This is a genomic window from Bradyrhizobium betae (assembly GCF_008932115.1).
Classification (GTDB): Bacteria; Pseudomonadota; Alphaproteobacteria; order Rhizobiales; family Xanthobacteraceae; genus Bradyrhizobium; species Bradyrhizobium betae.
The window spans coordinates 4,438,617-4,462,890 of the sequence record NZ_CP044543.1 but is presented as its reverse complement, the minus strand read 5'-3'; the positions used below and the strand labels follow the sequence as shown (position 1 = coordinate 4,462,890).

General features: G+C 66.3%; 22 protein-coding genes and 1 pseudogene. 12 read left to right on the top strand and 11 right to left on the bottom strand.

The genetic code is table 11. The features are described from left to right. Positions 1-70 precede the first annotated feature (70 nt). Positions 71-1,186 (top strand): ATP-dependent DNA helicase, encoded by a 1,116-nt coding sequence (locus F8237_RS21235; protein WP_151647611.1) that lies wholly within the window; start codon positions 71-73, stop codon positions 1,184-1,186. A 209-nt stretch (positions 1,187-1,395) separates the two neighbouring features. Here the strand turns inward: F8237_RS21235 and F8237_RS21230 are convergent, their stop codons facing one another. Further along, positions 1,396-3,084 carry a caspase family protein gene (locus F8237_RS21230; RefSeq protein WP_151647609.1) on the bottom strand — a complete coding sequence of 563 codons (1,689 nt, stop codon included), beginning with the start codon at positions 3,082-3,084 and terminating at the stop codon, positions 1,396-1,398. Between the two features lie 255 nt (positions 3,085-3,339). Between F8237_RS21230 and msrA the strand changes: the two genes are divergently transcribed. The 4 genes from msrA to F8237_RS21210 all read left to right on the top strand — a co-directional run bounded on the left by msrA (position 3,340) and on the right by F8237_RS21210 (position 5,258). Beyond that, positions 3,340-4,044 carry a peptide-methionine (S)-S-oxide reductase MsrA gene (msrA, locus tag F8237_RS21225; protein ID WP_151647607.1) on the top strand — a complete coding sequence of 235 codons (705 nt, stop codon included), beginning with the start codon at positions 3,340-3,342 and terminating at the stop codon, positions 4,042-4,044. Between the two features lie 24 nt (positions 4,045-4,068). Beyond that, positions 4,069-4,488, top strand: coding sequence for a peptide-methionine (R)-S-oxide reductase MsrB (gene msrB, locus F8237_RS21220; RefSeq protein ID WP_151647605.1), 420 nt, complete (start codon positions 4,069-4,071; stop codon positions 4,486-4,488). Between the two features lie 107 nt (positions 4,489-4,595). Next, positions 4,596-4,760, top strand: a complete 165-nt coding sequence (locus F8237_RS21215; RefSeq protein ID WP_070099426.1) for a DUF3309 family protein — start codon at positions 4,596-4,598, stop codon at positions 4,758-4,760. 201 nt (positions 4,761-4,961) lie between these two features. Further along, positions 4,962-5,258: a hypothetical protein gene (locus F8237_RS21210; RefSeq protein WP_014439893.1), complete on the top strand. Its 297-nt coding sequence runs from the start codon at positions 4,962-4,964 to the stop codon at positions 5,256-5,258. A gap of 234 nt (positions 5,259-5,492) precedes the next feature. Here the strand turns inward: F8237_RS21210 and F8237_RS21205 are convergent, their stop codons facing one another. Together F8237_RS21205 and F8237_RS21200 are read right to left on the bottom strand one after the other, a co-directional pair. Continuing rightward, positions 5,493-6,062, bottom strand: a complete 570-nt coding sequence (locus F8237_RS21205) for a DUF4112 domain-containing protein (RefSeq protein WP_151647601.1) — start codon at positions 6,060-6,062, stop codon at positions 5,493-5,495. A 60-nt stretch (positions 6,063-6,122) separates the two neighbouring features. Next, positions 6,123-6,548 carry a DUF5413 family protein gene (locus F8237_RS21200; RefSeq protein ID WP_014439891.1) on the bottom strand — a complete coding sequence of 142 codons (426 nt, stop codon included), beginning with the start codon at positions 6,546-6,548 and terminating at the stop codon, positions 6,123-6,125. Between the two features lie 157 nt (positions 6,549-6,705). On the opposite strand from F8237_RS21200, the gene F8237_RS21195 reads away from it, so the two are divergent. Together F8237_RS21195 and F8237_RS21190 are read left to right on the top strand one after the other, a co-directional pair. Beyond that, entirely contained in the window at positions 6,706-6,951 is a 246-nt protein-coding gene (locus F8237_RS21195) for a cysteine rich repeat-containing protein (RefSeq protein WP_151647600.1), read from the top strand. 285 nt (positions 6,952-7,236) lie between these two features. After that, positions 7,237-7,533 carry a hypothetical protein gene (locus tag F8237_RS21190; RefSeq protein ID WP_374761599.1) on the top strand — a complete coding sequence of 99 codons (297 nt, stop codon included), beginning with the start codon at positions 7,237-7,239 and terminating at the stop codon, positions 7,531-7,533. 31 nt (positions 7,534-7,564) lie between these two features. Here F8237_RS21190 and F8237_RS21185 read toward each other — a convergent pair whose 3' ends face one another. From F8237_RS21185 to F8237_RS21160, 6 genes are all read right to left on the bottom strand, one after another. Then, entirely contained in the window at positions 7,565-9,193 is a 1,629-nt protein-coding gene (locus tag F8237_RS21185) for a hypothetical protein (protein ID WP_151647596.1), read from the bottom strand. Positions 9,194-9,230: 37 nt separating this feature from the next. Continuing rightward, entirely contained in the window at positions 9,231-10,523 is a 1,293-nt protein-coding gene (locus tag F8237_RS21180) for an adenylosuccinate synthase (RefSeq protein WP_151647594.1), read from the bottom strand. Positions 10,524-10,775: 252 nt separating this feature from the next. After that, positions 10,776-11,459 carry an ABC transporter ATP-binding protein gene (locus tag F8237_RS21175; RefSeq protein WP_151647592.1) on the bottom strand — a complete coding sequence of 228 codons (684 nt, stop codon included), beginning with the start codon at positions 11,457-11,459 and terminating at the stop codon, positions 10,776-10,778. Next, positions 11,452-12,678 (bottom strand): ABC transporter permease, encoded by a 1,227-nt coding sequence (locus tag F8237_RS21170; protein ID WP_151647590.1) that lies wholly within the window; start codon positions 12,676-12,678, stop codon positions 11,452-11,454. The genes F8237_RS21175 and F8237_RS21170 overlap by 8 nt, the downstream gene beginning before the upstream one ends. Then, the gene (locus F8237_RS21165) at positions 12,675-13,940 is read right to left on the bottom strand and encodes an efflux RND transporter periplasmic adaptor subunit (protein WP_162006154.1); all 1,266 of its coding nucleotides are present in this window, start codon (positions 13,938-13,940) and stop codon (positions 12,675-12,677) included. The genes F8237_RS21170 and F8237_RS21165 overlap by 4 nt, the downstream gene beginning before the upstream one ends. 150 nt (positions 13,941-14,090) lie before the next feature. Further along, positions 14,091-14,609: a Spy/CpxP family protein refolding chaperone gene (locus F8237_RS21160; protein WP_151647586.1), complete on the bottom strand. Its 519-nt coding sequence runs from the start codon at positions 14,607-14,609 to the stop codon at positions 14,091-14,093. Between the two features lie 186 nt (positions 14,610-14,795). Between F8237_RS21160 and mgtA the strand changes: the two are divergent. Together mgtA and F8237_RS21150 are read left to right on the top strand one after the other, a co-directional pair. Then, positions 14,796-17,304: pseudogene (mgtA, locus tag F8237_RS21155) on the top strand (magnesium-translocating P-type ATPase). A gap of 154 nt (positions 17,305-17,458) precedes the next feature. After that, entirely contained in the window at positions 17,459-18,391 is a 933-nt protein-coding gene (locus F8237_RS21150; protein ID WP_151647584.1) for a DMT family transporter, read from the top strand. A gap of 207 nt (positions 18,392-18,598) precedes the next feature. Here the strand turns inward: F8237_RS21150 and F8237_RS21145 are convergent, their stop codons facing one another. Further along, a complete protein-coding gene (locus tag F8237_RS21145) occupies positions 18,599-18,988 on the bottom strand; it encodes a DUF1330 domain-containing protein (RefSeq protein WP_151647582.1) in 390 nt (129 codons plus the stop codon). A gap of 105 nt (positions 18,989-19,093) precedes the next feature. On the opposite strand from F8237_RS21145, the gene F8237_RS21140 reads away from it, so the two are divergent. Together F8237_RS21140 and F8237_RS21135 are read left to right on the top strand one after the other, a co-directional pair. Beyond that, a complete protein-coding gene (locus F8237_RS21140; RefSeq protein WP_162006152.1) occupies positions 19,094-20,029 on the top strand; it encodes a DMT family transporter in 936 nt (311 codons plus the stop codon). Positions 20,030-20,119: 90 nt separating this feature from the next. Then, entirely contained in the window at positions 20,120-21,112 is a 993-nt protein-coding gene (locus F8237_RS21135) for a Bug family tripartite tricarboxylate transporter substrate binding protein (protein ID WP_162006151.1), read from the top strand. Between the two features lie 141 nt (positions 21,113-21,253). On the opposite strand, the gene F8237_RS21130 is transcribed toward F8237_RS21135, so the two are convergent. Further along, positions 21,254-22,939 (bottom strand): methyl-accepting chemotaxis protein, encoded by a 1,686-nt coding sequence (locus F8237_RS21130; RefSeq protein WP_151647578.1) that lies wholly within the window; start codon positions 22,937-22,939, stop codon positions 21,254-21,256. Positions 22,940-23,196: 257 nt separating this feature from the next. Between F8237_RS21130 and F8237_RS21125 the strand changes: the two genes are divergently transcribed. Next, positions 23,197-24,240 carry a C-terminal binding protein gene (locus F8237_RS21125; protein WP_151647576.1) on the top strand — a complete coding sequence of 348 codons (1,044 nt, stop codon included), beginning with the start codon at positions 23,197-23,199 and terminating at the stop codon, positions 24,238-24,240. The last annotated feature ends 34 nt before the right edge of the window (positions 24,241-24,274 follow it).

Genomic DNA, 24,274 nt, shown 5'->3' with positions numbered 1-24,274 from the left:
GAACCGGCGGGGCGAATGGTTAGTTTGAGGGGTGGCGAATCGCCTCGTTTCGCCCTCCCTCAAAGCAGACATGGCCACATTCACTCCGCATCAGGATGCCGCGCTCAAAGCCGTCGGCGACTGGCTCAAGGCAAAACCCGGTCGGGGCGGCACCCCGCCGGTGTTCCGGCTGTTCGGCTTTGCCGGCACCGGCAAGACCACGTTGGCGCGACACATCGCCGACGGCGTCGACGGCGAGGTGAAGTTTGCCGCCTTCACCGGCAAGGCGGCCCTGGTGATGCGCAACAAGGGCTGCGACGAGGCCTCCACCATCCACTCGCTGATCTACCGCGCCCGTGAATCCGGCGAGGAGCAGCCGAGTTTTGAACTCTGGGACGATGCGCCGGCGTCAAAAGCAAAACTGATCGTGATCGACGAATGCTCGATGGTCGACGCTGAATTGGGCCGCGACCTGATGTCGTTCGACTGCCCGCTGCTGGTGCTCGGAGATCCCGCGCAGCTGCCGCCGATCCAGGGTGGCGGCTTCTTCACCAACACCGAGCCCGACGCGATGCTGACCGAGGTGCACCGCCAGGCGCAGGACGACCCGATCGTGCGGATGTCGATGGACGTCCGCGAAGGCCGCGAGCTCGACATCGGCCGTTACGGCGAGAGCGAGGTGGTGTCGCGCAAGGAGCTCGATCCTGATCGCGTCATGGCCGCCGACCAGGTCCTGGTCGGCCGCAACAACACGCGGCGCGCCTACAACATGCGGGTGCGCCAGCGCCAGAACATCGAGGACGTCTTTCCGGTCGCCGGCGACAAGCTGGTGTGCCTGCGCAACAACCGCAAGAAGGGCCTGTTCAACGGCGGCCTGTGGCGCGTGAAATCGCGCAACACCTCGCGTTCGAAATCGCGCATCCTCAGCATGCGGCTGTCGCCCGACGAGGATTTCGGCCACAAGGTGACGAAGGTCTCGGTGCGCGCCGACTGCTTCGAGGGCGGCGTCGAGGCGATCGCCTGGGAGCAGCGCAAGCCCTATGACGAGTTCGACTATGGCTACGTGCTGACCGTGCACAAGTCGCAGGGCTCGCAATGGGACGACGTCGTGCTGTTCGACGAGAGCTTTGCGTTCGGGGAGAGCCGCGCAAGGTGGCTGTACACAGGCATCACGCGGGCGGCGAAGCGGCTGAGCATCGTGGTGTAGCGTCGACGGCTTGGCGAGGCTGCGGCTTCAACCTCCGCTGTCGTCCCGGACAAGCGAAGCGCAGATCCGGGATCCATACCCACAGGCGGAAATTTGGCGAAGACTCGGAGTGGGAGTTTTGCCTTGCACTTTTCCCTGTAGTTATGGGTCCCCGCCTTCGCGGGGACGACACCGATGATGAGGGGACGCCATTGCGCCCCACACAGCCCTCACTTCCCCGCGACGAAATAAAAATCCTCGCGTCCCGGCGGCGAGCCGTACGTAAACGGCTGTTGCTCGTGCTTCGTCGCCGACCAGACGTCGTCGCGGATGATGTCGAACAGTTTCCTGATCTCGACCTTCGGCTCCTTGATCTCGCGGGCGAGCGCGGTGGAGAACGGGCTGTCGGCGCCGTTGTTGCCGTCTATCGCGGTCTCGCCGTGCTTTGCGGCATAGACCACCATGAAGCCGGCACCGGGCTCGATGTTGGAAAAGCCCTTGTCGACCAGCTTCAGCGACAGGGTGCGCTGCATGGTCGGCGCGAACGGGTTGTCGCGGCAGGCATCCAGAATCACCAGGCGCACTTTTCGCGCGGCACCTACCGCGGCGATGACCTGCTCAAGCGCCACCGCCTGGGTCTCGGCGTCCCTGTCGGCGGCCAGCTTGGCATCCACCGGGACGAGGTAATTCACCCCGCCGATCTCGAAGCCGTGGCCGGCGTAATAGACCACGGCCCAGTCGGCCTTTTCCGCTTCGGCGGCGAACGTCTGCAGCGCCTCGAAGAACTTGTCGCGGGTCAGGTCGCTCGCCGAGATCACCGTCTGGAAACCGACGTCGCGCAGCGCGCCTGCGATCAATTTCGAGTCGCGCGGCGGATTGGGCAAGGCGTGGACGTTCTTGTAGGCACCGTTGCCGATCACCAGCGCGACGCGGCGCCCGGTGGGCGCGCCGCCCGGCGTTTGCGGCGTCAGCGCGGCGAGCCGCTCCTGCGCGATGGCGCGGGCGCGCGCGACGTCGGGCTCGTCGAATTTCGTCAGCGAATAGGCCGCCGCGCGATAATCGGCGCGCGCCTGGGCGAGATCTTTCTTGCGCTCGTAGATCTGGCCGCGGGCGGAATGGGCACGAATGTTGTTCGGGTTGATCTGGATGGCCGCGTTGTAGCCCTTCAGCGCGGCGTCGAAGTCGCCCTTCATGACGTAGACGTCGGCGCGATTGTTGATCGCGTAGACATTCCTCGGCTGTTTCTCGATCAGGCCGTTGCAGTCGGCAAGAGCCTGATCGAACTTGCCCATCAGGCCGTAGGTGATGCAGCGGTTGGCGGCGATCTGCGGCGCGGCCGGATCGATCTTCTCGGCCTCGGCGAAATCGGCGAGCGCGCCGTCATAGTCCTTCAGCAGCGTGCGCAGGCGGGCCCGGTTGGTCCAGCCGAGGATGAATTTCGGCGTCAATTTGATCGACAGGCTGAAATCCTCGAGCGCGCTTTGCAGCGCCCCCTGGCGCACCTGGATCACGCCGCGATTGTTGTAGGGAACGCCGTAGGTCGGGCGCTTCTGGAGTGCGAGGTTGTAGTCGGCCATCGCGAGGTCGTCCTTGCCCGAGCGCTCATAGGCAAGGCCCCGCAGGTTGAGCGCCACGACATTGTCGGGATCGAGGTCGACGGCCATGGACAGGGTTTCGATCGCGTGGACAAGGTCGCGCTTGTTGATCAGCATGTTGCCGCGCACCGAGAGCGCGATGGACTTGTCCTTGCCGGTGACACGGTCGGCATTGAGCAGGTTCTCGCAGGCCGGCGCGCGCACCTGAAGGTCGGCCTGGCGGTCGCGGCAGGTGGCGAGATCGTCGGCGGGCTGCGCCTCGGCCGCGGCGAGCGCGGCGGCTGACATCAGAACGACCAGGCTCAGGGGAATGACGCGCAGCATGTTGTCAGGTCAGCTCCAGTCACCACATAGGTCGATCGTCGATCGCATGGGTTCATCAAGGGCGTTCATCTAGCGCGGAGTTCCTCATCTCGCCAAGCCGCCTCGTCCGCGGCTCATTTTCACGGACTCGTGTCCGTCCCGGCGTAACGATCGCGGCCCGCGCCCGTATCTCGGATGACGCGAAAACGCGGCCGGGCAGGCTGTTCGCCCGGCCCCGGCCGCCCTACACTGTCAACCATCGAACGAGGATCCGCCATGCGCCGACCTGCCCTCTTGACCCTGCTCGCCGCCACCGCTGCCGTGACGCTGGCCTTCGCCATGCCGTCCCGGGCCGCGGAGGACGCGGTCGTGATCCCCGCGCCCGCCATGGATGCAGCCCCCGCAACCGGGATCCAGACCGCCGTGATCGCCGGCGGCTGCTTCTGGGGCGTGCAGGGCGTGTTCCAGCACACCGCGGGCGTCGTCAACGCCGTCTCCGGCTATGCCGGCGGCACCAAGGCGACCGCCGACTACCAGACCGTCTCGAGCGGACGGACCGGCCATGCCGAGGCGGTCGAGATCAAGTACGACCCGAAGAAGATCTCCTATGGAAAGATCCTCCAGATCTACTTCTCGGTGGCGCACGACCCGACCCAGCTCAACCGCCAGGGCCCGGACTCAGGCACGCAATATCGCTCGGCGATCTTCACCACCTCGGACGAGCAGAAGAAGGTGGCCGAGGCCTATATCGCCCAGCTCAACGGCGCCAAGGTGTTCGGCAAGCCGATCGTGACCAAGGTCGGCGCGCTGGAGGCGTTCTATCCGGCGGAGGCCTACCACCAGGACTATCTGACCCTGCACCCGAACCAGCCCTACATCGCCTATAACGACATCCCGAAGGTCGAGAACCTCAAAAAGCTGTTCGCGGATAACTACATCGAGAAACCGACGCTGGTCAGTGCCAGCAAGGCCACCAACTGACATCACCAAGCCAACGGGAGACCCATGCCCGACACCAAGACGAAGACCACCGACGACAAGGTCATCAAGAGCGAAGAGCAGTGGCGCAGCGAATTGTCGCCGATGCAGTACGCGGTGCTGCGCGAGAAGGCGACCGAGCGTCCCTTCTCCGGCGAATACGAGCACGACCACCGCGCCGGCACCTATGTCTGCGCCGGCTGCGGCAATGAGCTGTTCGAGTCCGACGCCAAGTTCGATTCCGGCTGCGGCTGGCCGAGCTTCACCCAGCCCGCCGTCGAGAGCCATGTCGACGAGGAGCACGATGCGAGCCACGGCATGATCCGCACCGAGGTGCTCTGCGCCAAGTGCAGCGGCCATCTCGGCCACGTCTTCCCCGACGGTCCGGGGCCGACCGGCCTGCGCTACTGCATCAACTCGGCGGCGCTGAAGCTCGAGCCGAAATAATATTGCGGGCCGCCGGGTTCCGACATGGAACCCGGCGGCCCGATGTGCTTTTCTACCTTGGCGGTGCGGCCGATGAGCGCAGTCCGGCGACCGCCAGGGAGGATGCCATGACGCTTGGGACCATCCTGATCATCCTGGTGATCATCTATCTCGTCGGCGGCCTGTCCGGCCGGATCGGCGGCTATGGCTACGGCATGGGCCATTCCGGCATGGGGATCGGCGGCGTCGTGCTGGTGGTGCTGGTCGTGCTGCTGCTCCTCGGAAAGCTGTAAACCATCCAACCCATTGAATTAATTGGATTTACAGCGCCTGCGGACCTGCCATGCGTGGATTCATCATCTCCCATCGCAGGGGTCGCATTTCTGTCAAAACGGCCTATATTAGAGGGCGAAAATGACATGTGCGGCGAGCCCATCCTGCCGCCCCAAACCCCACGCGCTTAAAGCCCCAGAGAGATCACGAGGTCTTTGACCATGCGTCCATTGCGTCCGTTCAACTTCAACACTTCCGCCGAACTCTTCCCCGCTGCGATCCGCAAGAAGAAGCGTGCAGGCTTCACCTATCGTCGGTTCGGCACCGCGGCCGAAGCCGTGCAGTTCGCGATGGAGCAGTTGCCGACGGATTCGCTGAACGGCGCCTATCTGCAGGTCGAGGAAGCGCGCTTCGACCAGAACGGCATCCGTTCGCTGTATGAGAGCGAAGCGTTCCCGCTGGAGCGCCACCGCAAGCCCGAGCCGGTGGCCGCGGAGACCGACGCCGACGCGGCGTAAGCTTTTTCGCTAAGCCCCGATGTACGCTGAAAGCGCGATGGCCGAACGGCCGTCGCGCTTTTCGCGTTGTTGGGGGGCTTCTCCCTCGCCCCGCTTGCGGGGTGAGGGGGAGTCTCCGCGGAGGCGGTGAGAGTTTGGACTCGCGGAGACTCCCCCTCACCCGGAATCCGCGCTTCGCGCGAATTCCGGCCTCGCCCCGCTTGCGGGGAGAGGCGAAGAAAGAAGCATTCGCGCTTACACCCGCGGCTGCTTGTCGAGCCAGCGGCGCAGCAGGCGGACGTTGCGCATGTTGGCGCGGAACATGACGTCGAAGGCGTCGCCGGCGAACGGCACGATGCCGACCACGCCGTCGACCGCGACATTGCCGAGCATGCGCGCGGTGATGTACCAGGGCGCGCCGAGTGCGCGGGCCTCGCGCACCAGCCACAGCGAGATCGCGGTGGTGATGATGTCGCCGACCACGGGGATCAATCCGATCAGCCCGTCGATGCCGTAGCGGATATTGGTGCCGGGTACGACGAAGGCGACGTCGAGCAGCTTTGCGATCGCCTCGATCCGAGCGATCCGCTGCTCCCGCGTCAGATTGCCGAACGGATTGGCATTTCCGGACCCTTGCCCGAACTCGAAGCGAAATTCGCGAAACCCCTGCTCCAGCGTTTCGGGGCGGATCGCTTCGGGACGAACTTCATGGCCGTCCTGGTCGATGATCGGCCCGCGCGCCTGGGTCCCTGAAAAGGTCGCGCCCGAACGCTCCCCGGAACGGGATTTGCGCGGAGCGAGGATGTCGTCGTCGGACATGATCATGGTCTCCAGAGAACGCGCCAGCGCGGCGGAAGTTGCTGCCCGCGCCCGAACGTCGCGTGCTCAGGTCGGCGCCGCCGCGGCTTGCGGCTCCTCGACATATCTATGCACGAGCCAGGACGAAATCACCGACGGCACGAACCCGACCAGGCCGTACAGGATGAACTGAACCGCGCCGGAATCCGGCCCGCGCGAGCTGTAGGTGAGCGAGGCCAGCACGAAGGCGAACAGGCCGACCAGGAGCATCCGCAGCACCGGGCCGATCCGCCTGACGTGGATCAGGATGTCGTCCACCGCGCCGATCATCAGCGACGGCAGGAAGCCGAACAGATAGCTGTATTGCAGGGTCTTGAAGAACACCGCGAACAGCTTGCCGACCTCGCCGAGACTGGTCTGGGCCCAATATCCGGACTGGTAGGTCGTCGTCAGCAGCAGCAGGAACCCGCCGACGAACGGGCCGACCAGCGCAAACACCAGATAGCGTTTCATCCAACACCCTCACACTTCGCCACATTTATAGCAGCGCGGCGGGAAGCTTGGATAGCGGGTCGGTTCCCCCGGGGCACCCCACTGGGAACAAGTGGCAAGGCGACGAGTTGCCGACCGGACCCCGAAATTCAGACCTCAACTCAGACCGGAGCCGCCGATGTCCCGCAAATTGTTCTTCCTGGCGACCATCACGCTGACGGCCCTGAGCAGCCTGTCGATCGCACCGACGTTCGCACAGGGCCATATGGGTTCGCCGCAGGAGCAGCAGGCCTGCTCGCGCGATGCCTCGCGGCTGTGCCGCAAGGACCTCGGCAATGACGGCGCGGTGCAGTCGTGCCTGATGGGCAACCGCGCCAAGCTGTCGAAGTCGTGCAGCAAGGTGTTCGCGAGCCACGGGATGTGATTGACGGGATGTAAGTAAGGTTGGCACGTGAGCTGTCACCTCGTTGCGTGACGAACGCGCAACAATTGCAAATTCCTTTGCGCCGCCCATTGCAGCTCTTTGACAATGACGCATACTTCGCCCGGGCGGCGCAGCACTTTTCGATTCGAACACCACGAGAGATCGAGCGACCACATGCGGGATCGAGGTCCCGGCGTGAAGGCTGTGACATGCGGCAGATCAAGCCGCGTGCGGCGCCCCAAAACCAAGTGGTTCAATCCACGGAACTTCGGGGACGCATTCCGCATGACACGCTATCAGACCATCGCTTCGCGCTTCAAACCCATCGCTTCGCTGTTGGCCTTCGCCACCAGCGCCATCGTGCTCCAGACATCGCCTAGCCTCGCCTTCTCGTCCGAAGCACAGCAGATGTGCACCGGCGACGCGATGCGGCTGTGCTCGAGCGAAATTCCCGACATCCCCAGGATCAGGGCTTGCATGGTGCAGAAGAAGGCGGAGGTCAGCCCCGGCTGCCGCGCCGTGATGGACCGCGAGCACGCAGCCGCCACGGCCTCGCGCAAGCGGGAAGCGGCGGCGCAGTAGGACGCATCAACGACGTCATTCCGGGAGTGGCTCAATCGCCCCACTGCGCGAAGGCGTCGTTGAAGGCGCGCTCGCCCGGGGCGCCCTTCTCGATGGCGATGATGGCGCGGCGCTGGTTGGCGTAGACCAGGGGCACGTCGAACCAGGAACGCTCCTTCAGGAGCTGGACGTTGCGGGCGCGGTCGGCATCGACATTGGAGAGGCCGACCAGGAAGAAGCCGTCGGTGACTTTCACCGCGAGGCCCGCGAGCGGCGTGCCGCGCGCCTGCTCGTTCGACTTCATCAGGATGCCCGGCACGTTGGAGACGCTGCCGCCCGGAAAATCCGGCGGCAGGATGAACGTCAGTTCCGCGGTATGGCTCGCCGGCAACGACGAGTCGGTGTTGCGGCGGAACGACATCGTCATCTTGAACTTGCGGTCGGGGATCTCGATGTCGGCGCGCACGGCGACGTCGGCCTTCTGGTTGCCCGACGCCTTGATCGGCTCGAGCCGCCACACCACCGAGCCGACATATTGCTTGCCCTTGGGATCGGACGGATCCTCGTCATAGAGCACGACCTTCTGCGCCACCGGCGCGACCGGCTGGTCGCTGGCCGAAGGCTGGCCGACGCGATCGGGAATCTTGGGCTTGCTCTGCGGCTGCGCCGGATCCTTCGGCGCCTCCACCACCTGGGTGGGCGAGGACTTGAACAGACTGGTTGCAGTCTGCATCAGCCAATTGCGCGAGAGGATGCCGGCGCCAACCAGAATCAGCACGAGGCCGAGGGCGATCGCGCTCTTGAACGGGAAGACCGAGCCGGTGCGCGCGCGCTTCTTTTTGGTGTCGCGCTCGGGCGCGATGCGCGGACGCGGCGAGGGCTGCTGCGGCGCGTAGCGCTCGGCCTCCTCGATCGACTCGTCGTAGGAATAGGGCGCGTCCTGCTCGCCCGCCCGGTTTTCCAGGCTCGGCTCCAGCCGGTCGAACTCCGGCGAGGGCGAGGGCACGTTGGCGTAGGTGCGGCGCGCGGCCCGGTTGGCCTGCGCGGCGGCGCCGCCGAGATCGTTGACGTCGGCAGTGATGTCACGGAAACCGCGCACGCCCGGGGCCGGCGGCAGCGACGGCGGCGGGCCGACGTCCGGCGGACGGCGGCCGCCCTGACGATCGCGTCCGGATGCCGGAGCCGGCGGGGGCTCCGGCATCGGCGGCGGAGCGGACGGGCCCGGCTGGCGCTGGGCGTCGAAACGGGGAGCCCGCGGCGAACGCGGGGTGTCGCCCTGGTCGTCGACGTTGAAGGACGGCCGGTCGGCACGGGGCGGCGGCGGCGCCGGACGCGCGCGCGGCGGAGCAGCCGGCTGGGATGCGGGTGGGCCACCTTCGGTGGCGCGGGTGCTGGCCCGGCGGAAGGCATCGCCGCTGCCGCTGCCGCCGCTGCGGGGACCGCCGGGGCGCGAAGCCTCGCGGGCGCGCTGGGCGGCCTCGGATTCGACCTTGCGGACGGCCTCTTCCAACGACAGCCGTTCGCGGGTGATCTCGGATTCGGAGAGCGGCGGCTGAACGCTGCGGAGCTGCGCGATCAGGGCCGTGCGCGCCCGCTCATAGAGCGCGCGACGGCTTTCGCCGGGAGCATTGGGGTCCAGGGCGGCAATAGCGCGGGCGATCAGCGGATAGTAATCAGCCATTTCAACTCAACTATATCCGCGGCCTGGTAAGAGATCGTTAAGCCTCAAACGGATTTTGCACCAGGATAGTATCCTCGCGTTCGGGGCTGGTGGAAAGCAGCGCGACCGGGCACCCCACCAATTCCTCGATGCGGCGGACATATTTGATGGCCTGGGCGGGCAGGTCGGCCCAGGACCGCGCGCCGGCGGTCGGCTCCTTCCAGCCCTCGATAGTCTCCCAGATCGGCTCGACCCGGGCCTGCGCACCCTCGCCGGCCGGGAAATAATCGATCTCCTTGCCGTCGAGCTTGTAGCCGACGCAGACCTCGATCGACTCGAAGCCGTCGAGAATGTCGAGCTTGGTCAGCGCCAGCCCGTTGATGCCGCAGGTCCGCACGGTCTGGCGGACCAGCACGGCATCAAACCAGCCGCAGCGGCGCTTGCGTCCGGTATTGACCCCGAACTCGCGGCCGCGACGGCCGATCTCCTCGCCGATCTCATTCAGCAGTTCGGTCGGGAACGGCCCCTGGCCGACGCGGGTCGTATAGGCCTTGCAGATGCCGAGCACATAGCCGACCCCGCCCGGACCGATGCCCGTTCCGGTCGCGGCCTGCGCCGCCACCGTGTTGGACGAGGTGACGTAGGGATAGGTGCCGTGGTCGACGTCGAGCAGCGCGCCCTGCGCGCCTTCGAACAGGATCCGCTTGCCCGCGCGCCGCTCGGTGTCGAGCAGGCGCCACACCGTCTCGGCGTAGGGCAGCAGCTGCGGCGCGAACGCGGTCAGTTCCTTCAGTATCTCCTTGCCGTCAAACTCCGGCAGGTTCAGGCCGCGGCGCAGCGCATTGTGGTGCGCGAGAAGCCGGTCGATCTTGTGCGGAAGCGTGTCGAGGTCGGCGAGGTCCATCAGGCGGATCGCGCGGCGGCCCACCTTGTCCTCGTAAGCCGGCCCGATGCCGCGGCGGGTGGTGCCGATCGCGGTCGCGGAATTGGAGGATTCGCGCAAGGCATCGAGTTCACGATGCAGCGGCAGGATCAGGGTGACGTTCTCCGCGACGCGCAGATTCTCCGGGCCGACCGCAACGCCCTGACCGCGCAGCTTGGCGACCTCGTCGAGGAAGGCCTGCGGATCGAACACCACGCCGTTGCCGATCACCGCCAGCTTCGACGGACGCAGCACGCCCGAGGGCAACAGCGCGAGCTTGTAGGTCTCGCCGTTGATGACCAGCGTGTGGCCGGCGTTATGGCCGCCCTGGAAGCGGGCGACGATGTCCGCCTGCTCCGACAACCAGTCGACGATCTTGCCCTTTCCTTCGTCGCCCCACTGGGCGCCGACGACGACAACATTGGCCATTCGCGGGTAATCCTTCGAAGAATTCTCTGTAAGTGGCATGATCCAAACGGAAAACCGGGACCCACTTTCCCGGGATCATACCTGTGCCCAGCCCAATTCCCGGCCAAAGGCCGTTCGCACGCGAGGCGGTCCCACCGGATAAAGGAAGCAGCCTCTCTAGGCAAGCAAGAACGGGGCTTTTTTCGGGCCCAAAGCGCGATCCAAGCCTTTGATATCCCCTAAAAATCCGCCCCGTGGGCCGGCTCCACGGCCTTAAGCGCGGATACGGCCGTCGACCACCTCGATGATGCGGTCGCAGCGCCGCGCGAGGTCCATGTTGTGGGTCACCAGCAGAAAGCTCGTGCCGCTGTCGCGGTTGACCTGCCGCATCAGCTCGAACACGGCATCGGCCGATTTGGTGTCGAGATTGCCGGTCGGCTCGTCCGCCAGCACGAGATCGGGATTCATCGCCAGCGCACGCGCCACCGCCACCCGCTGCTGCTGGCCGCCCGACATGTTGTTGGCGAGGTTGCCGGCGAATTTCTCCAGCCCGACCTGCCCCAGCAGATGGTTCGCCCGCGCCTCGATCTCCGCACTGGGAAAGCCGCGATCAGCCAGCATCGGCATCATGACGTTCTCCCGCGCGGTGAAGGCCGAGATCAGGAGGTGATACTGGAAGATGAACCCGATGGTGTGGCCGCGCAGGCGGGTGATGTCGGCGTCGCCGAGCGCGGCCGTGTCCTGCCCCTTGATCAGCAGGCGGCCGGAGGTCGGCCGGTCGAGCAGGCCAACGATGTTGAGCAGCGTGCTCTTGCCCGAACCGGAGGGCCCGATCAGCGCCAGGAACTCGCCATGGTCGAGCTCGAGATCGATGCCATGCAGCACCTCGGTTTCGGTCGGCAGGCCGACATTGTAGGCCTTGCACACGTTCTCGAGGCGAAGGATTTCGCTAGCCACGGATCGCCACCACCGGATCGAGCTTGGCGGCGCGGACCGCGGGCGCCATCGCGGCCAAGAGGCCGGTGACGGTGGCGAGCATGGCGGTGTAGACGAACAGGCTTCGCTCCAGGATCAACGGAAACAGTTCGGTGCCGTCGGCCTGGCGTGCCACCGAATGCCAATAGACCAGCGCGAACGCGCCCATCGCCGCCCCGAACAGCGAGCCGACGAAGCCGAGAAGGCCGCCCTGCACCAGGAACACGCGCAGGATCTGGCCGCGCGAGGTGCCCATCGCGCGCAGGATGCCGATGTCCTTCGAGCGCTGGATCACCGAGACGACCAGCACCGCCGCGATGCCGAACGCGACGGACAGGCCGACGAACAGACGGATCAACGTGTTGGTGTTCTGCTGGGCCTGCACCGCGGTGAAGAACTGTGCATTGGTCTTGATCCAGCTGTCGGCCTCGACCACGTTGGCGGCCTGGATGCGCTGGGCGATCTCTTCGGCCGCGTAGATGTCACGGACCGTGATGTCGATGGTGGTGATGCCGCCGATCATGCCGAGCAGCGACTGCGCGGTGCGCAGCGCGGCATAGCAGACGCGCTGGTTGACGCTCTTGTTGCCGAGATCGACCAGACCGGAGACCGTGAGCACGCGCGTTGCGCCCGAGGCCGCGCGGACGTTGAGCTTGTCGCCGACGGTGGCGCCCAGATCCTTCGCCAGTTCGACGCCGATGATGATGTCCTCGCTGGTCAGGCGCGCCTCGCCGGCGACGATATAATCCGGCACCTTGACGATCTTGAAGTAGGAGTCCGGCTCGACCCCCGACAGATTCACCGAGCGGCTCGCATCGCCGCGCACCGCGAGCACCGAGCCGAGGATCGTCGGCGACACCGCGACCACCTCGGGCATCGCCTGCATCTGCGCCCTGATCTTCGGCCATTGATCGATCGAGATCACCCGCTGGCTCGGGCGCTGCACCACTGCGTCCTCGATCTCGCCCGCGCCGTGGCGCAGCGGACGCGCGACCTGATCGGGCGTCAGCAACTGGATCTGAGGCTGCGAGGTCAGCACGCGCTTGATGAAGTTCGCCTGGAGCCCCGCAAGCATCGCCGACATGAAGACAATGACGCCGACGCCGATCGAGATGCCGCCGATGATGAAGATGGTCTGGAGCCGGCCTTCGCGCAGGAAGCGCACGGCCATGGTCCATTCGAACGGCAACCAGCGGTTCATGGCAGCACGGGCCGCACACGCTGGCCGGTCAGAACGCCCGAGCTCTGGGGGATCGCGACGTCGCCGGCGGCAAGGCCGCCGGTGATCTCGACATGGCTGTTGCCGTGCAGGCCGATCTTCACCGGCCGCTGCGTGGCGCGACCGTCCTTGATGCCGAGCACCCAGGGAGCGCCGGACAGGACATCGTGCACGGAGCGCAACGGCAGGGTCAGCGCGTCGTCCCGCGCGGCGATTTCGATATCGACCGAGACGGTCATGTCCTGACGCAGATAGTCCGGCGGATCGGCGACCGTCAGCTTCACCTCGACGGACGCGCGCGAGATGTCGACGCCGGGGTTGACGTAGGTGATCACGGCAGGAAAGCGCCGATCCGGATAAGCGTCAGCCGAGGCGATCGCCTTCTGTCCGAGCGCGATCTTGCCGAGATTGCGCTCGTCGATCTGCAGCACGAGTTGCACGTCGCCAGCCGGCGCCAGCACGAGCAGCGCCTTGCCGGGCTGCACCACCGTGCCGCGCTCGACGCTGCGCGTGATGAGGACGCCGCCGCGGGGCGCGGCGATCGTGGCATAGCCGAGCCGGGACTCCGCCGTATCGAGATTGGCGCGTGCCTGATTGGCCTGGGTCTGCGCCATCACGTAGTCGCTGCCGCCGCCGCTCGCCGTATAGACCTGGAACTCGGCCGCGCGCTTCGCCGCGCGCGCGACATCGAGCGTCTTCTGCGCGTCGTCGAGCGCCGCGCGGGTCGCATAGCCGTTGTGTTCGAGCTGCGCGGTGCGGTCGTAGGTCTGCTGCGCGTTGAGCAAGGTCGCGTTCGCCTGCGTCAGCGCCTCCTTCGCCGAGGGCAGCGTCAATTCCTCGAGCTGCCTGATGCGGGCCTCGGCCTGCGCCACCGCGCCCTGCGCCTGCACCACGGCCGCCTTCAATTCGCGCGCCTCCAGCGAGATCAACGGCTGGCCCTTGGTGACCTTTTCGCCCTGCTGAACCAGCACCTCCTGCACCGTTCCGGTGATCTGGCTGCCGATCTCGACCCGGTAAGGCGTCTCGACATGGCCGCTCGCAACCACGGTCTCGACCAGGCGACCGCTCTTGACCTGATCGACCACGATGGCCGGCCCGAGAATGGCTCGCACGCCCTGCCAGAGCCCCAGGGCCAGCAGGACCGCAACCGCCAGGATGAACCATTTGTGACTGAGAAATCCCGACCACAACGCCGCCAAGGGAAACCGGCTCTTGTTCGGCAGGATCATTGCTTGCGCGACCATGACAACGCTATGCGGATCGCGCCAAATCCGACGGTGCGACCGTCTCTTTGCTGATTTCGATGATCCGGCCGATCGAACGGCGTGGATGACCGCAGGCTAACCCGGACAGGGCGGAGCGGATTGCGATAGGTCAACCGCGGCTTGCTGCGCTCACCAATTGTCGCGCCAGCGCCAGAAGCCGTGGCCCTGACCCGGACCCTGGGTCGAATCCAGCTTGGCCTTCTGCTCATCGGTCAGGGTCGCGTAGAACGCCTCCAAAGCAGGCCGCATGGTCTTGATCGCCTGCAGCATCGTGTCCATGCGCTTTTCCATCGCCTCGGCGCGCCCGACGATGGTCTTGGGCACGTCGGCCACGCAGGCGCTACGCATGGTATCGCTCGACTTCACGGCAGCCGCCTTGAACTCGTCGAACTTGGCGCGCTGCGCATCGGTCAGCTTGATCTTCTCCACCAGCCGGTCGGCGCGCCATTCGGCGAAACCGGCCATTCCGGGATTGCACATCGCGCCGAAGCCATGGCGGCCCATCATGCCTCCCATCATTCCGGAGCCCATCATGCCCGGTCCCATGAAGGCACCGCCGCCGGCGGGCTGCGCCGTCGCGGCGGTGAACTGGACCGAGGCAATCAATGCGATGGATGCGGCCAACGCGACCCGGATGCTTGCGACCATGATCTTGCTCCTTGTTCATGCAGCTGTCGGCAGGCTAGCCCGCCGGAGGGTGGAGCGATTGACATGGCTCAATTTCCGATCGCCGAATTGATGGATGAGATGAAAGTGTGCATCACCGGCTTCGGCCTCCCGTCACATTCGATCGTCCCTCAACGTGTCCTCGCATGACAATTTCGAGAGCTGGCTGTGGCCGATGATCCGACGCACGCCGCCCGAGACACCTTCTGGCGTTTTTCACCCGACGATCTCGGCACCCAGCTCGGCTGCGGGCTGCAAGGCCTGACCGCGAGCGAGGCGGCCGAACGCCTCGACCGCATCGGAGCCAACAGCGACGCGCCGCCGCGCATCGAGGGCGCGATGCGCGCGATCCTGCGCCGGCTGCTCGAGCCGCTGTCGCTGATCCTGCTGGTGGCCGGCATCATCTCGATGCTGACCGGCGACGAGATCGGCGGGCTCATCATCGTCCTGATCCTCGTGCTCTCGATCGGGCTCGACACCGTCCAGGAGGGCCATGCGATCCGCGCCGCGGAAATCCTCCGCCGCTCGGTCGCGCTCAAGGCCGAGGTCAAGCGCGACGGCGCCTTCCGCGAGATCGACGTCGACCAGGTCGTGCCCGGCGACGTCCTGCGCGTCCGTTCCGGCGACATCATTCCTGCGGATGCGCTGATCCTGGAGAGCACGGCCTTCACCGCGGGCGAAGCGGCGCTCACCGGCGAGCCCTATCCGGCGCAGAAGCACGCCGGCGCGGTCACCGACCCCGACGACACATCGAATGCGCTGTTCCGCGGCGCCGTGGCGCAGACCGGCGAGGCGATCGCGCTCGTGGTCAGGACCGGCCGCGACACCGTGTTCGGAGCGGCGGCGTCCGCGCTTGCCGAAGCGCAGGTGCCCTCCCCGTTCGAGCGCGATCTGCGCGAATTCGGCTTCGTGGTCGCGCGCGCCACGCTGGCGCTGGTGCTGGTCGTGCTCACCGTCCGCGTCGTGTTCGGCCGCCCGGTGCTGGACTCGCTGCTGTTCGCGGTCGCGCTCGCGGTCGGGCTGACGCCGGAGCTGCTGCCGATGATCACCACGGTGACGCTGTCGCGCGGCGCGCTGCGCATGGCCGGCCGCAAGGTTATCGTGAAGCGGCTTGCCGCGATTCATGATCTCGGCGCCATGACCGTGCTGTGCACGGACAAGACGGGCACGCTGACCTCGGCCGAGATCACGCTCGCGAAGAGCCTCGACGCCGATGGCAAGGACGATGTGCGGGCCGCGCAGCTCGGCGCCATCGCGGCAACGCTCGGCGGCGATCGCGGTTCGCTGGACGCTGCCCTCGTCGCCGGCCGGTCCGACGCCGCCGAGGGCTGGACGCTGGCCGGGCGGCAGGCGTTCGACTTCTCGCGCCGGCTCGGATCGGTGCTCGCGACCGGCCCGGAAGGCGCCCTGCTCATCGTCAAGGGCGCACCGGAAGCCGTGCTCGAACTGTGCGCGATGGACGAGAGCGCGCGCGCCGCAGCGCTGGCCCGCGTGCATGAGCTCGCGAGCGAGGGCCTGCGCACCGTGGCCATCGCCTCGCGGCCCTGGAGCTGCGCGCTGCGCGCTGCGCGAGGTCGAGACGGACGACGAGACCGAGCTCGCCTTCGAGGGCTTTTGCGCCTTCGCCGATCCACCAAAGCCGACGGCCGCAGCGGCCATCGCGCGGCTCGCGGCGAGCGGCGTGGCGCTGAAGATCCTGTCGGGCGACGATCCCGTGGTGGTGAAGCGGCTCGCGGGCCTGGTCGGCCTCAACCCCGAGCGTGTGCTGTCGGGCGCCGACATTGCCGAGCTCAGCGACGAGGCGCTCGCCGTGCAGGTGCGCTCCGTCGACGCCTTCGGCCGGCTCGCGCCCGACCAGAAATCGCGCATCGTGAAGGCGCTGCAGGCGGGCGGCGAGGTGGTCGGCTTCCTCGGCGACGGCATCAACGACGCACCGGCCCTGAAAGTTGCAGATGTCGGCCTGTCGGTCGACGGCGCCACCGGCGTGGCGCAGGCCGCCGCCGACATGATCCTGCTCGCCTCGGATCTCGAAGTCGTCGCCGACGGCGTCGAGGAAGGCCGGCGCACCTTCGCCAACATCCTCAAATATGTCCGCATGGGCGCGAGCTCGAATTTCGGCAACATGCTGTCGATGGCGGCGGCCTCGATCGCGCTGCCGTTCCTGCCGATGCTGCCGACGCAGATCCTGCTCAACAATCTGCTCTACGACCTCTCCGAGCTCGGCATTCCCTTCGACCGCGTCTCGAAACAGGCCACGGCGCAGCCGCAGGTGTGGAGCATGTCGCGCCTGGTGCGCTTTGCGGCGATCATGGGACCGCTGTCGTCGGTGTTCGACATCGCGACCTTCGGCGCGCTGCTGTACCTGTTCAACGCCTCGCCGGAAGAATTCCGCACGGCCTGGTTCGTCGAGTCGATGGCGACGCAGATCCTCGTGATCTTCATCATCCGCACCAACGGACGGCCCTGGCGCAACTGGCCCGATCCCGTGCTCACGGCCTCCTCGCTGATCGCGCTGCTCACCGCGATGGTGCTGCCGTTCACGCCGCTCGGAACCTGGTTCGGCTTCGTCGCGCCGCCGCCGATCATGATGGCCGGCATCGCGCTGCTCGTCGTGGTCTATCTCGCCTGCGCCGAGCTCCTGAAGTCGTTCGCAATTCGTGCCAAACGGCGGCGATGAAGGTTCCTGCCGTATCGCCCTCGCATGATGGCGATGCGCGCCGCGCCGTTGATATCGGGCCGGTTTCCGTGTCTTTGGGCAGGCCGGGCGACGCGCCGGCCCGGACATCCGGGCCGGAGGCCTTGGCGCATGACGCGGGGCCAGAACAATCACAATGTCCGCCACCGGCCAGACCACGGGCACCGAAACATCCGGCCATAGCTGGATCGCCAACCAGCCTTATCTGCTGCTCAGCATCACCGCGCTGTGCTGGGCCGGCAACGCCATTGTCGGGCGGCTCGCCGCCGGCCACATCCCGCCGGTGACGCTGTCGTTCCTGCGCTGGACCTTCGCCTTCCTGCTGGTGCTGCCGTTCGCCTGGAAACATCTCGCCCGCGACTGGCCCGCGATCCGCAGCAGGCTCGGCCTGATGATCGTGCTGTCGATCACCGGCATCGGCGCCTTCAACACGCTGCAATACTGGGCGCTGGAACATACGCAGGCGCTCAACACGCTGCTGCTGCAATCCGCCGCGCCGCTGGTCGTGGCGCTGTGGTCGCTGGCCATCCTCGGCGTCAGGCTCACCGCGGCGCAGGCGTTCGGCGTGGCGCTTTCGATGTGCGGCGTGCTGACCATCCTTCTGCACGGCGATTTCACCACGCTGTCGAACATCGCGTTCAACAAGGGCGACCTCATCTTCATCGCCGCGCTGATCATCTTCGCGCTGTATTCGGTGCTGACCCTGAAGCGGCCGCCGATGCACGGCCTGTCGTTCCTCGCCTTCACCTTCGGCGCCGGCGCCGCCTGCCTGATCCCGCTGGAGATCTGGGAATTGTCCGCGCGCCCGCTGATGAAGTTCGACGGTCCCAACCTCTTGACGCTGTTCTACGTCGCCGTCTTTCCCTCGACGCTCGCCTATCTCTGCTTCAATCGCGGCGTGCGCCTGATCGGCGCCAATCGCGCCGCGCCGTTCTTCCACGTCGTGCCGGTGTTCGGCTCGATCATGGCGATGGCGTTCCTGGGCGAACACCCGCAGGCGTTCCATCTGATCGGCTTCGCGCTGGTGCTGTCGGGCGTGTTCGTGGCGTCAAGGAAGCAGGCGAGCTAGGCACGCTTCGATCCAAGCACGCTGACGCCATTCCCTTCTCCCCTTGTGGGAGAAGGTGGCGCGAAGCGCCGGATGAGGGGTCTCTCTCGACGCATTCGCTGAAAGTTGGATTCGCGGAGAGGGACCCCTCGCCCGTCTCGCCGCTAACGCGGCGAGCCCCCCTCTCCCACAAGGGAGAGGGGAAGAGGCGCCGCGCGACCGATATCCCTACTTCGTCCTGAACTTGCTGTAGGCCTCGCTGGTCGCGACGATGACGTGCTCGGCGCAGCCATTGACGCGATGCGGGTCGGCGTCGCGCTCGTAGGCCTCAGATGTCATCATGTCGAGAAAGGCCGCCAGCGACGGATAGTGGACGAGCGCGACAAAATCCCAGTCGTTGCCGTCGTGCGGACCGAGCGCGATCGCTTTCGCCTCGCCGGTCCAGAGCAGCGTGCCGCCGCGTGCCTTGATCATGGGCACCGTGATCGCACTGTAACGAAGATATGCGTCCCAGCCGGAGCCGTCGCCGTCGCGCGAGCGATCGTGGAAACGCATCAGGTTCAGCATCACCACCGGCGCATGCTGGTCGAGCCCTTCCAGGCCCGCGATGTCTAACATATTGACCGCCAATGGCGCCTCCCCGAGTCATCCCTGCATTGTAGCATTGCGGCGGCGTGACTTGTGTCACGACCGCAATCCGGCGCAAGGTTGTACCCAACGCCAATGACGACCGCTTCGCCCGCGCCACCGGCCTCGAATCCCGCCAGCTGGCTCAACAATCAGCCGTATTTGCTACTCAGCCTGAGCTCGCTGTTCTGGGCCGGCAACATCGTGCTCGCGCGCCATGTCGGCGCGCATGTGCCGCCGCTGACGGTGACCACGATCCGCTGGTTCGGCGTGTTCCTGATCCTGCTGCCGTTCTCCTGGCCGCATCTGAAGCGCGACTGGCCCGCCTTGCGCAAGAGCCTGCCGCTGATGCTGTTCCTGTCGCTGGTGGGCTTTGCCTTCAACAACGCGATCTCGTACTGGGCGCTGCAATACACCGAGGCGCTGAACGCGCTGCTGATCCAGTCGGCCGGACCGCTGTTCGTGGCGCTGTGGTCGCTGGTTCTGTTCGGCGTGCGGCTGACCGGCGCGCAGCTGGCCGGCATCGCGATCTCGCTGCTCGGCGTGCTCGTCATCATCCTGCACGGCGATTTCGCGGCGCTCGCGAGCATCAGCTTCAACCGGGGCGATATCATGTTCGCCTCCTCGCTGGTGGCGTTCGGGATCTACTCCGCCTTCATCCCGCGCCGGCCGAAGGTTCATCAGCTCTCCTTCCTGTCGTTCACCACCTGCTGTGGCGCGATGATGTTGCTGCCCACCGCGATCTGGGAGGCGTGGAGCGGCAGCGTCCTGCAGTTCGACACGGTGACGCTGGCGACGCTCGGCTACATCCTGATCTTTCCTTCGACGCTCGCTTATCTCTTCTTCAACCGCGGCGTGGCGCTGATCGGCCCGAACCGGGCCGCGCCGTTCTTCCACCTGGTGCCAGTGTTCGGCTCGGCGATGGCGATCGTGCTGCTCGGGGAAAAGCTGCAGCCGTTCCACCTGATCGGCTACGCGCTGGTGCTCGCCGGCGTCGTGACCGCGTCACGACAGGGCTCCGCGGTGAAATAATTCCGCGACGCGGGCGACAAACTCCCGTCTTCCGATTTCAGCGAAGAGAAGCTAGGTTCCCCGCCAACGAAAAAGAGGGAACGTCTGGACATGCTGTCATCACTAATCCGAGCCTTACTGATCAGAACCTTGCGCGCCGCCGGCGCGGCTGCGCTCTGTCTCGCCGCCGCATCCACCGCGCAAGCCGACACCTGGCCGAGCCGCAACATCACGCTGGTGCTGCCGTTCGCGGCCGGCAGCGGCACCGACACCACGACGCGGCTGATCTCGCAGCATCTGTCGCAGGCACTCGGGGTCGGCATCGTGATCGAGAACAAGGCGGGTGCCAACGGCATGATCGCCGCGACCTATGTCGCGCGCGCCGCGCCTGACGGCTACACGCTGCTGGTGACGACGAACACGACGCATTCGGCCAATCCCTATCTGCTCAAGAGCCTGACCTACGATCCGGTGAAGGATTTCACCCCGGTTGCACGCACCGGCGATCTGCCCTTCATGCTGGTGATTCACCCCGAAGTGCCGGCCAAGACCGTCGCCGAGCTGGTCGCCTACGGCAAAGCCAATCCGGGCAAGCTGAGCTACGCCTCGGGCTCGTCCTCGGCGATCGTGTCGGGTGCGACCTTTGCGCACAATGCCGGGCTCGACCTGTTGCACGTGCCCTACAAGAGCTCGCCGCCGGCGCTCAACGACGTCATGGGCGGCCGTGTCTCGATGATGTTCGTGGACATCCTGACCGGCCAGCCGCATGTCCAGGGCAACGCGCTTCGCGCGCTCGCGGTCACGACCAGGGACCGCTCGCCGCTGGTGCCGAACCTGCCCTCGATGCAGGAGGCCGGCGTGCCCGATTTCGACATCTCGTCCTGGCAGGGCTATTTCGGCCCGGCCGGCATGCCGAAGGAGATCGTGACGCGGCTCAACGCCGAGATCCGGAAGATCGTCGAGAAGCCGGAGATCAAGGCCCAGCTCGCTACCCTCGGCATGGACGCCTTCTCCGGCACGCCAGAAGAGCTCGGCACCTTCGTGAACGAGCAGCTGGTGCTGTGGGAGAAGCTGATCACCAACGCGAAGATCGAGAAGCAGTAGGACGGTCCGGTGTCCCGGACGCGGCGCAGCGCGGAGCGTTGCGACGCAGAGCCGGGACCCAGAACGCGGCAGGCATGGGCCCCGGCCCTGCAGCGCACCGCTGAAGAAGCGCTGCGCTGCGTCCGGGGCACGAGACCAGTGTTACGCCGCGCGCACCTTGGCGAGGAAGCCGTCCACCGCGCTGCGCAGCGCGCCAGACTGGCTGTCCAGCTCGCGCGCATTGGTGAGCACGTCGGTTGCCGCCGTGCCGGTCGCTTCCGCGGCCGAGGTGACGCTGCCGATATTGGCGTTGATCTCGTTCGAACCGGCCGCGACCGACTGGATGTTGCGGGCGATCTCGCGGGTCGCCTCGCCCTGCTGCTCGATCGACGAGGAGATGCCGGCGGTGATCTCGCTCATCTCGGCGATGGTCTGGGTGATGCCGGCGATGGCCGCGACGGCGTCGCTGGTCGAGGTCTGCATCGCCGCGACCTGGGCTGATATCTCCTCGGTGGCCTTCGCGGTCTGGTTGGCGAGCGCCTTGACCTCGGAGGCGACGACGGCGAAGCCCCGGCCGGATTCACCGGCACGCGCGGCCTCGATGGTGGCGTTGAGCGCGAGCAGATTGGTCTGCGCCGCGATCGAATGAATCAGCTTGACGACCTCGCCGATCTTCTCGGCGCCGGTGGAGAGTTCCTGCACCGTGGCGTTGGTGCGCTCGGCGTCGCTGACGGCCCGGCTCGCCACTTCGGTCGATCGCGTGACCTGGCGGGAGATTTCCGTCACCGAGCTCGACAGCTCCTCGGCGGCGGCGGCAACCGTGCCGACATTGCCGGAGGCTTTTTGCGAGGCCGCGCCGACCGTGGCGGCGCGAGAGGACGCGTCGCTGGCGGTCGCGGTCATCGACTGCGCCGTGCTCTGCATGCCGGCGGCGGCCGAGGAGACCGAGCGGACGATGCCGTTGACGCTGCGTTCGAAGTCGTTGGCGATCTCTTCCATCGCGCTGCGACGTTCGGCCGCGGCGCGATCCTTGGCTGCCGCGTCGGTCTTCTCGATGTCCCGCATGCGGACCGCGTTGTCCTTGAAGATCTGGACGGTCGAAGCCATCGCGCCGACCTCGTCGCCGCGGCCGACGCCGGGAATCTCGCCCTCGAGCTTGCCGTCGGCGAGATCCTTCATGCGGGTGCCGAGCAGCGCCAGCGGACGGCTGATGCTGCGCCCGATCACCCAGGCCACGCTGCCTGCGACAATGACGATGCCGAGCATGGCGAGGCCGAGCAGCCAGTAGACGGGGCCCATCTTGGCGTCGAGATCATCCAGATAGACGCCCGTGCCGACGAACATATTCCAGCCGGGGATCGCAACCGCATAGGACAGCTTGCGGATCGGCTCCTCCTGGCCCGGCTTCATATATTCATATCGCAGCGTCACGTTGCCATTGGCGGCGACGCCGTCGCGAAGCTCGCGCGCGAGCTTCCTGCCGTTGGTTTCGACGTCGAGCTGGTTCTGGCCGATCGTCTTGGTGTTGGGCGACAACACCGCGACGCCATCCATCGTGTAAGCGAAGACGTAGCCGGCGCCCTTGTCGTATGTCAGGGTGCTGCCGCGCCGGGCGAATTCGGCAAGGGCCGCGTCCTTGCTCATTTGCCCGGCGTCGACCTGCTTTTGCAAACCGATCGCCATGTTGAGCGCCATCTCGGCCATTGCCCGGCTCTGATCAAGCCGTGCATTCACCATCTCGCGCTTCATCAGAAAGCCGGCGAGAACGCCGGCGATGCAAAGGCCGAACAAGGTGATGCCGACCAGGATGCCAAGCTTAGGGGCGATCTTCAGATTGCTCAATTTCAAGGGATGGCTCCGGTGATGCAAGGATACGGGCACGCGCAAATCGATCGCAATTAAATCAATTTCTAGCGGGCGACCCCTTATCAAGCTGTTACGGCGGCTCCGTAGAACCCCGGACATACCGACCGGCCAGCGCACAAATCAACGTGGCGCCACTCCAGATTGTACGCGACAGCCCCGATTTCGCGTAAAAGACGCAAAGGCCCGTTCGAGAAGGCCGGGTCACAACAAGAACCGACAAACCAAATCGGGAGCAGGACATGCCGAAATACAGGGTGGTGACGCCGAAGGGCGCGAGCTTCACGGTCGCGGGCAGCGACTATTCCTATGAGCGCGAGGCGCTCGATCCGATCGATGCCGAGATCATCGAGGCTCCCGCGAACGAGGCCGAATTCATCGCCGCCGCCAGGACTGCCGATGCGATCTACGCCAAGGGCATCCCCATCACCAAGTCGATCATCGACGCGCTGGACAATTGCAAGGTCATCACGCTCGGCTCGGTCGGCGTCGACAGCGTCGACGTGAAGGCGGCGACCGCGCGCGGCATTCCCGTCACCAACATCCCCGACACCTTCATCGAAGAAGTTGCCGACCATGCCATGATGCTGCTGCTTGCCGGCTTCCGCCGCCTGGTCGAGCAGGACCGCATGGCGCGCGACGGGCGCTGGGCCGAGGGCCGGCCGGCGCTGCTGAAGATCCCGCGGCTGATGGGCCAGACGCTCGGCTTCGTCTCGTTCGGCCGGGTTGCGCGTGCCGTTGCGAAGCGCGCCGCACCCTTCGGCCTGCGCATGATGGCCTACGATCCCTTCATCCAGGAAACGCTGATGTGGGACCACGGCGTGATCCCGGCGACGTTGAACGAGGTGCTGTCGCAGTCGGACTTCGTCTCGATGCACGCCCCCGCGCGGCCCGAGGTGCATCACATGCTCACCGAGAAGCATTTTCGGCAGATGAAGAAGGGCTCGGTGTTCATCAACACCGGCCGCGGCGCCACCGTCGACGAGGAAAGCCTGATCAAGGCGCTGCAGGAGGGCTGGATCGCCCATGCCGCCCTCGACGTGCTGGAGAAGGAGCCGCCCTCCCACAACAATCCCATCCTCGGCATGGAGAACGTGACCCTGACCGCCCATGTCGCCTCGGCCTCGGCACGGTTCGACGAGGCGCGCAAGCGCCGGGTGGGCTACGAATTGTCACTGGTGCTGCAGGGCATGTGGCCGGTAAGCTGCGTCAATCCGTCGGTGCTGCAGAGCACCGCGCTCCGCCGCTGGCAACCCGTCAGCATGGACCGCGGGCCGAACAGCTGAGGCGGGCGGCGCACAACGCGCCCGAGACCGGAAC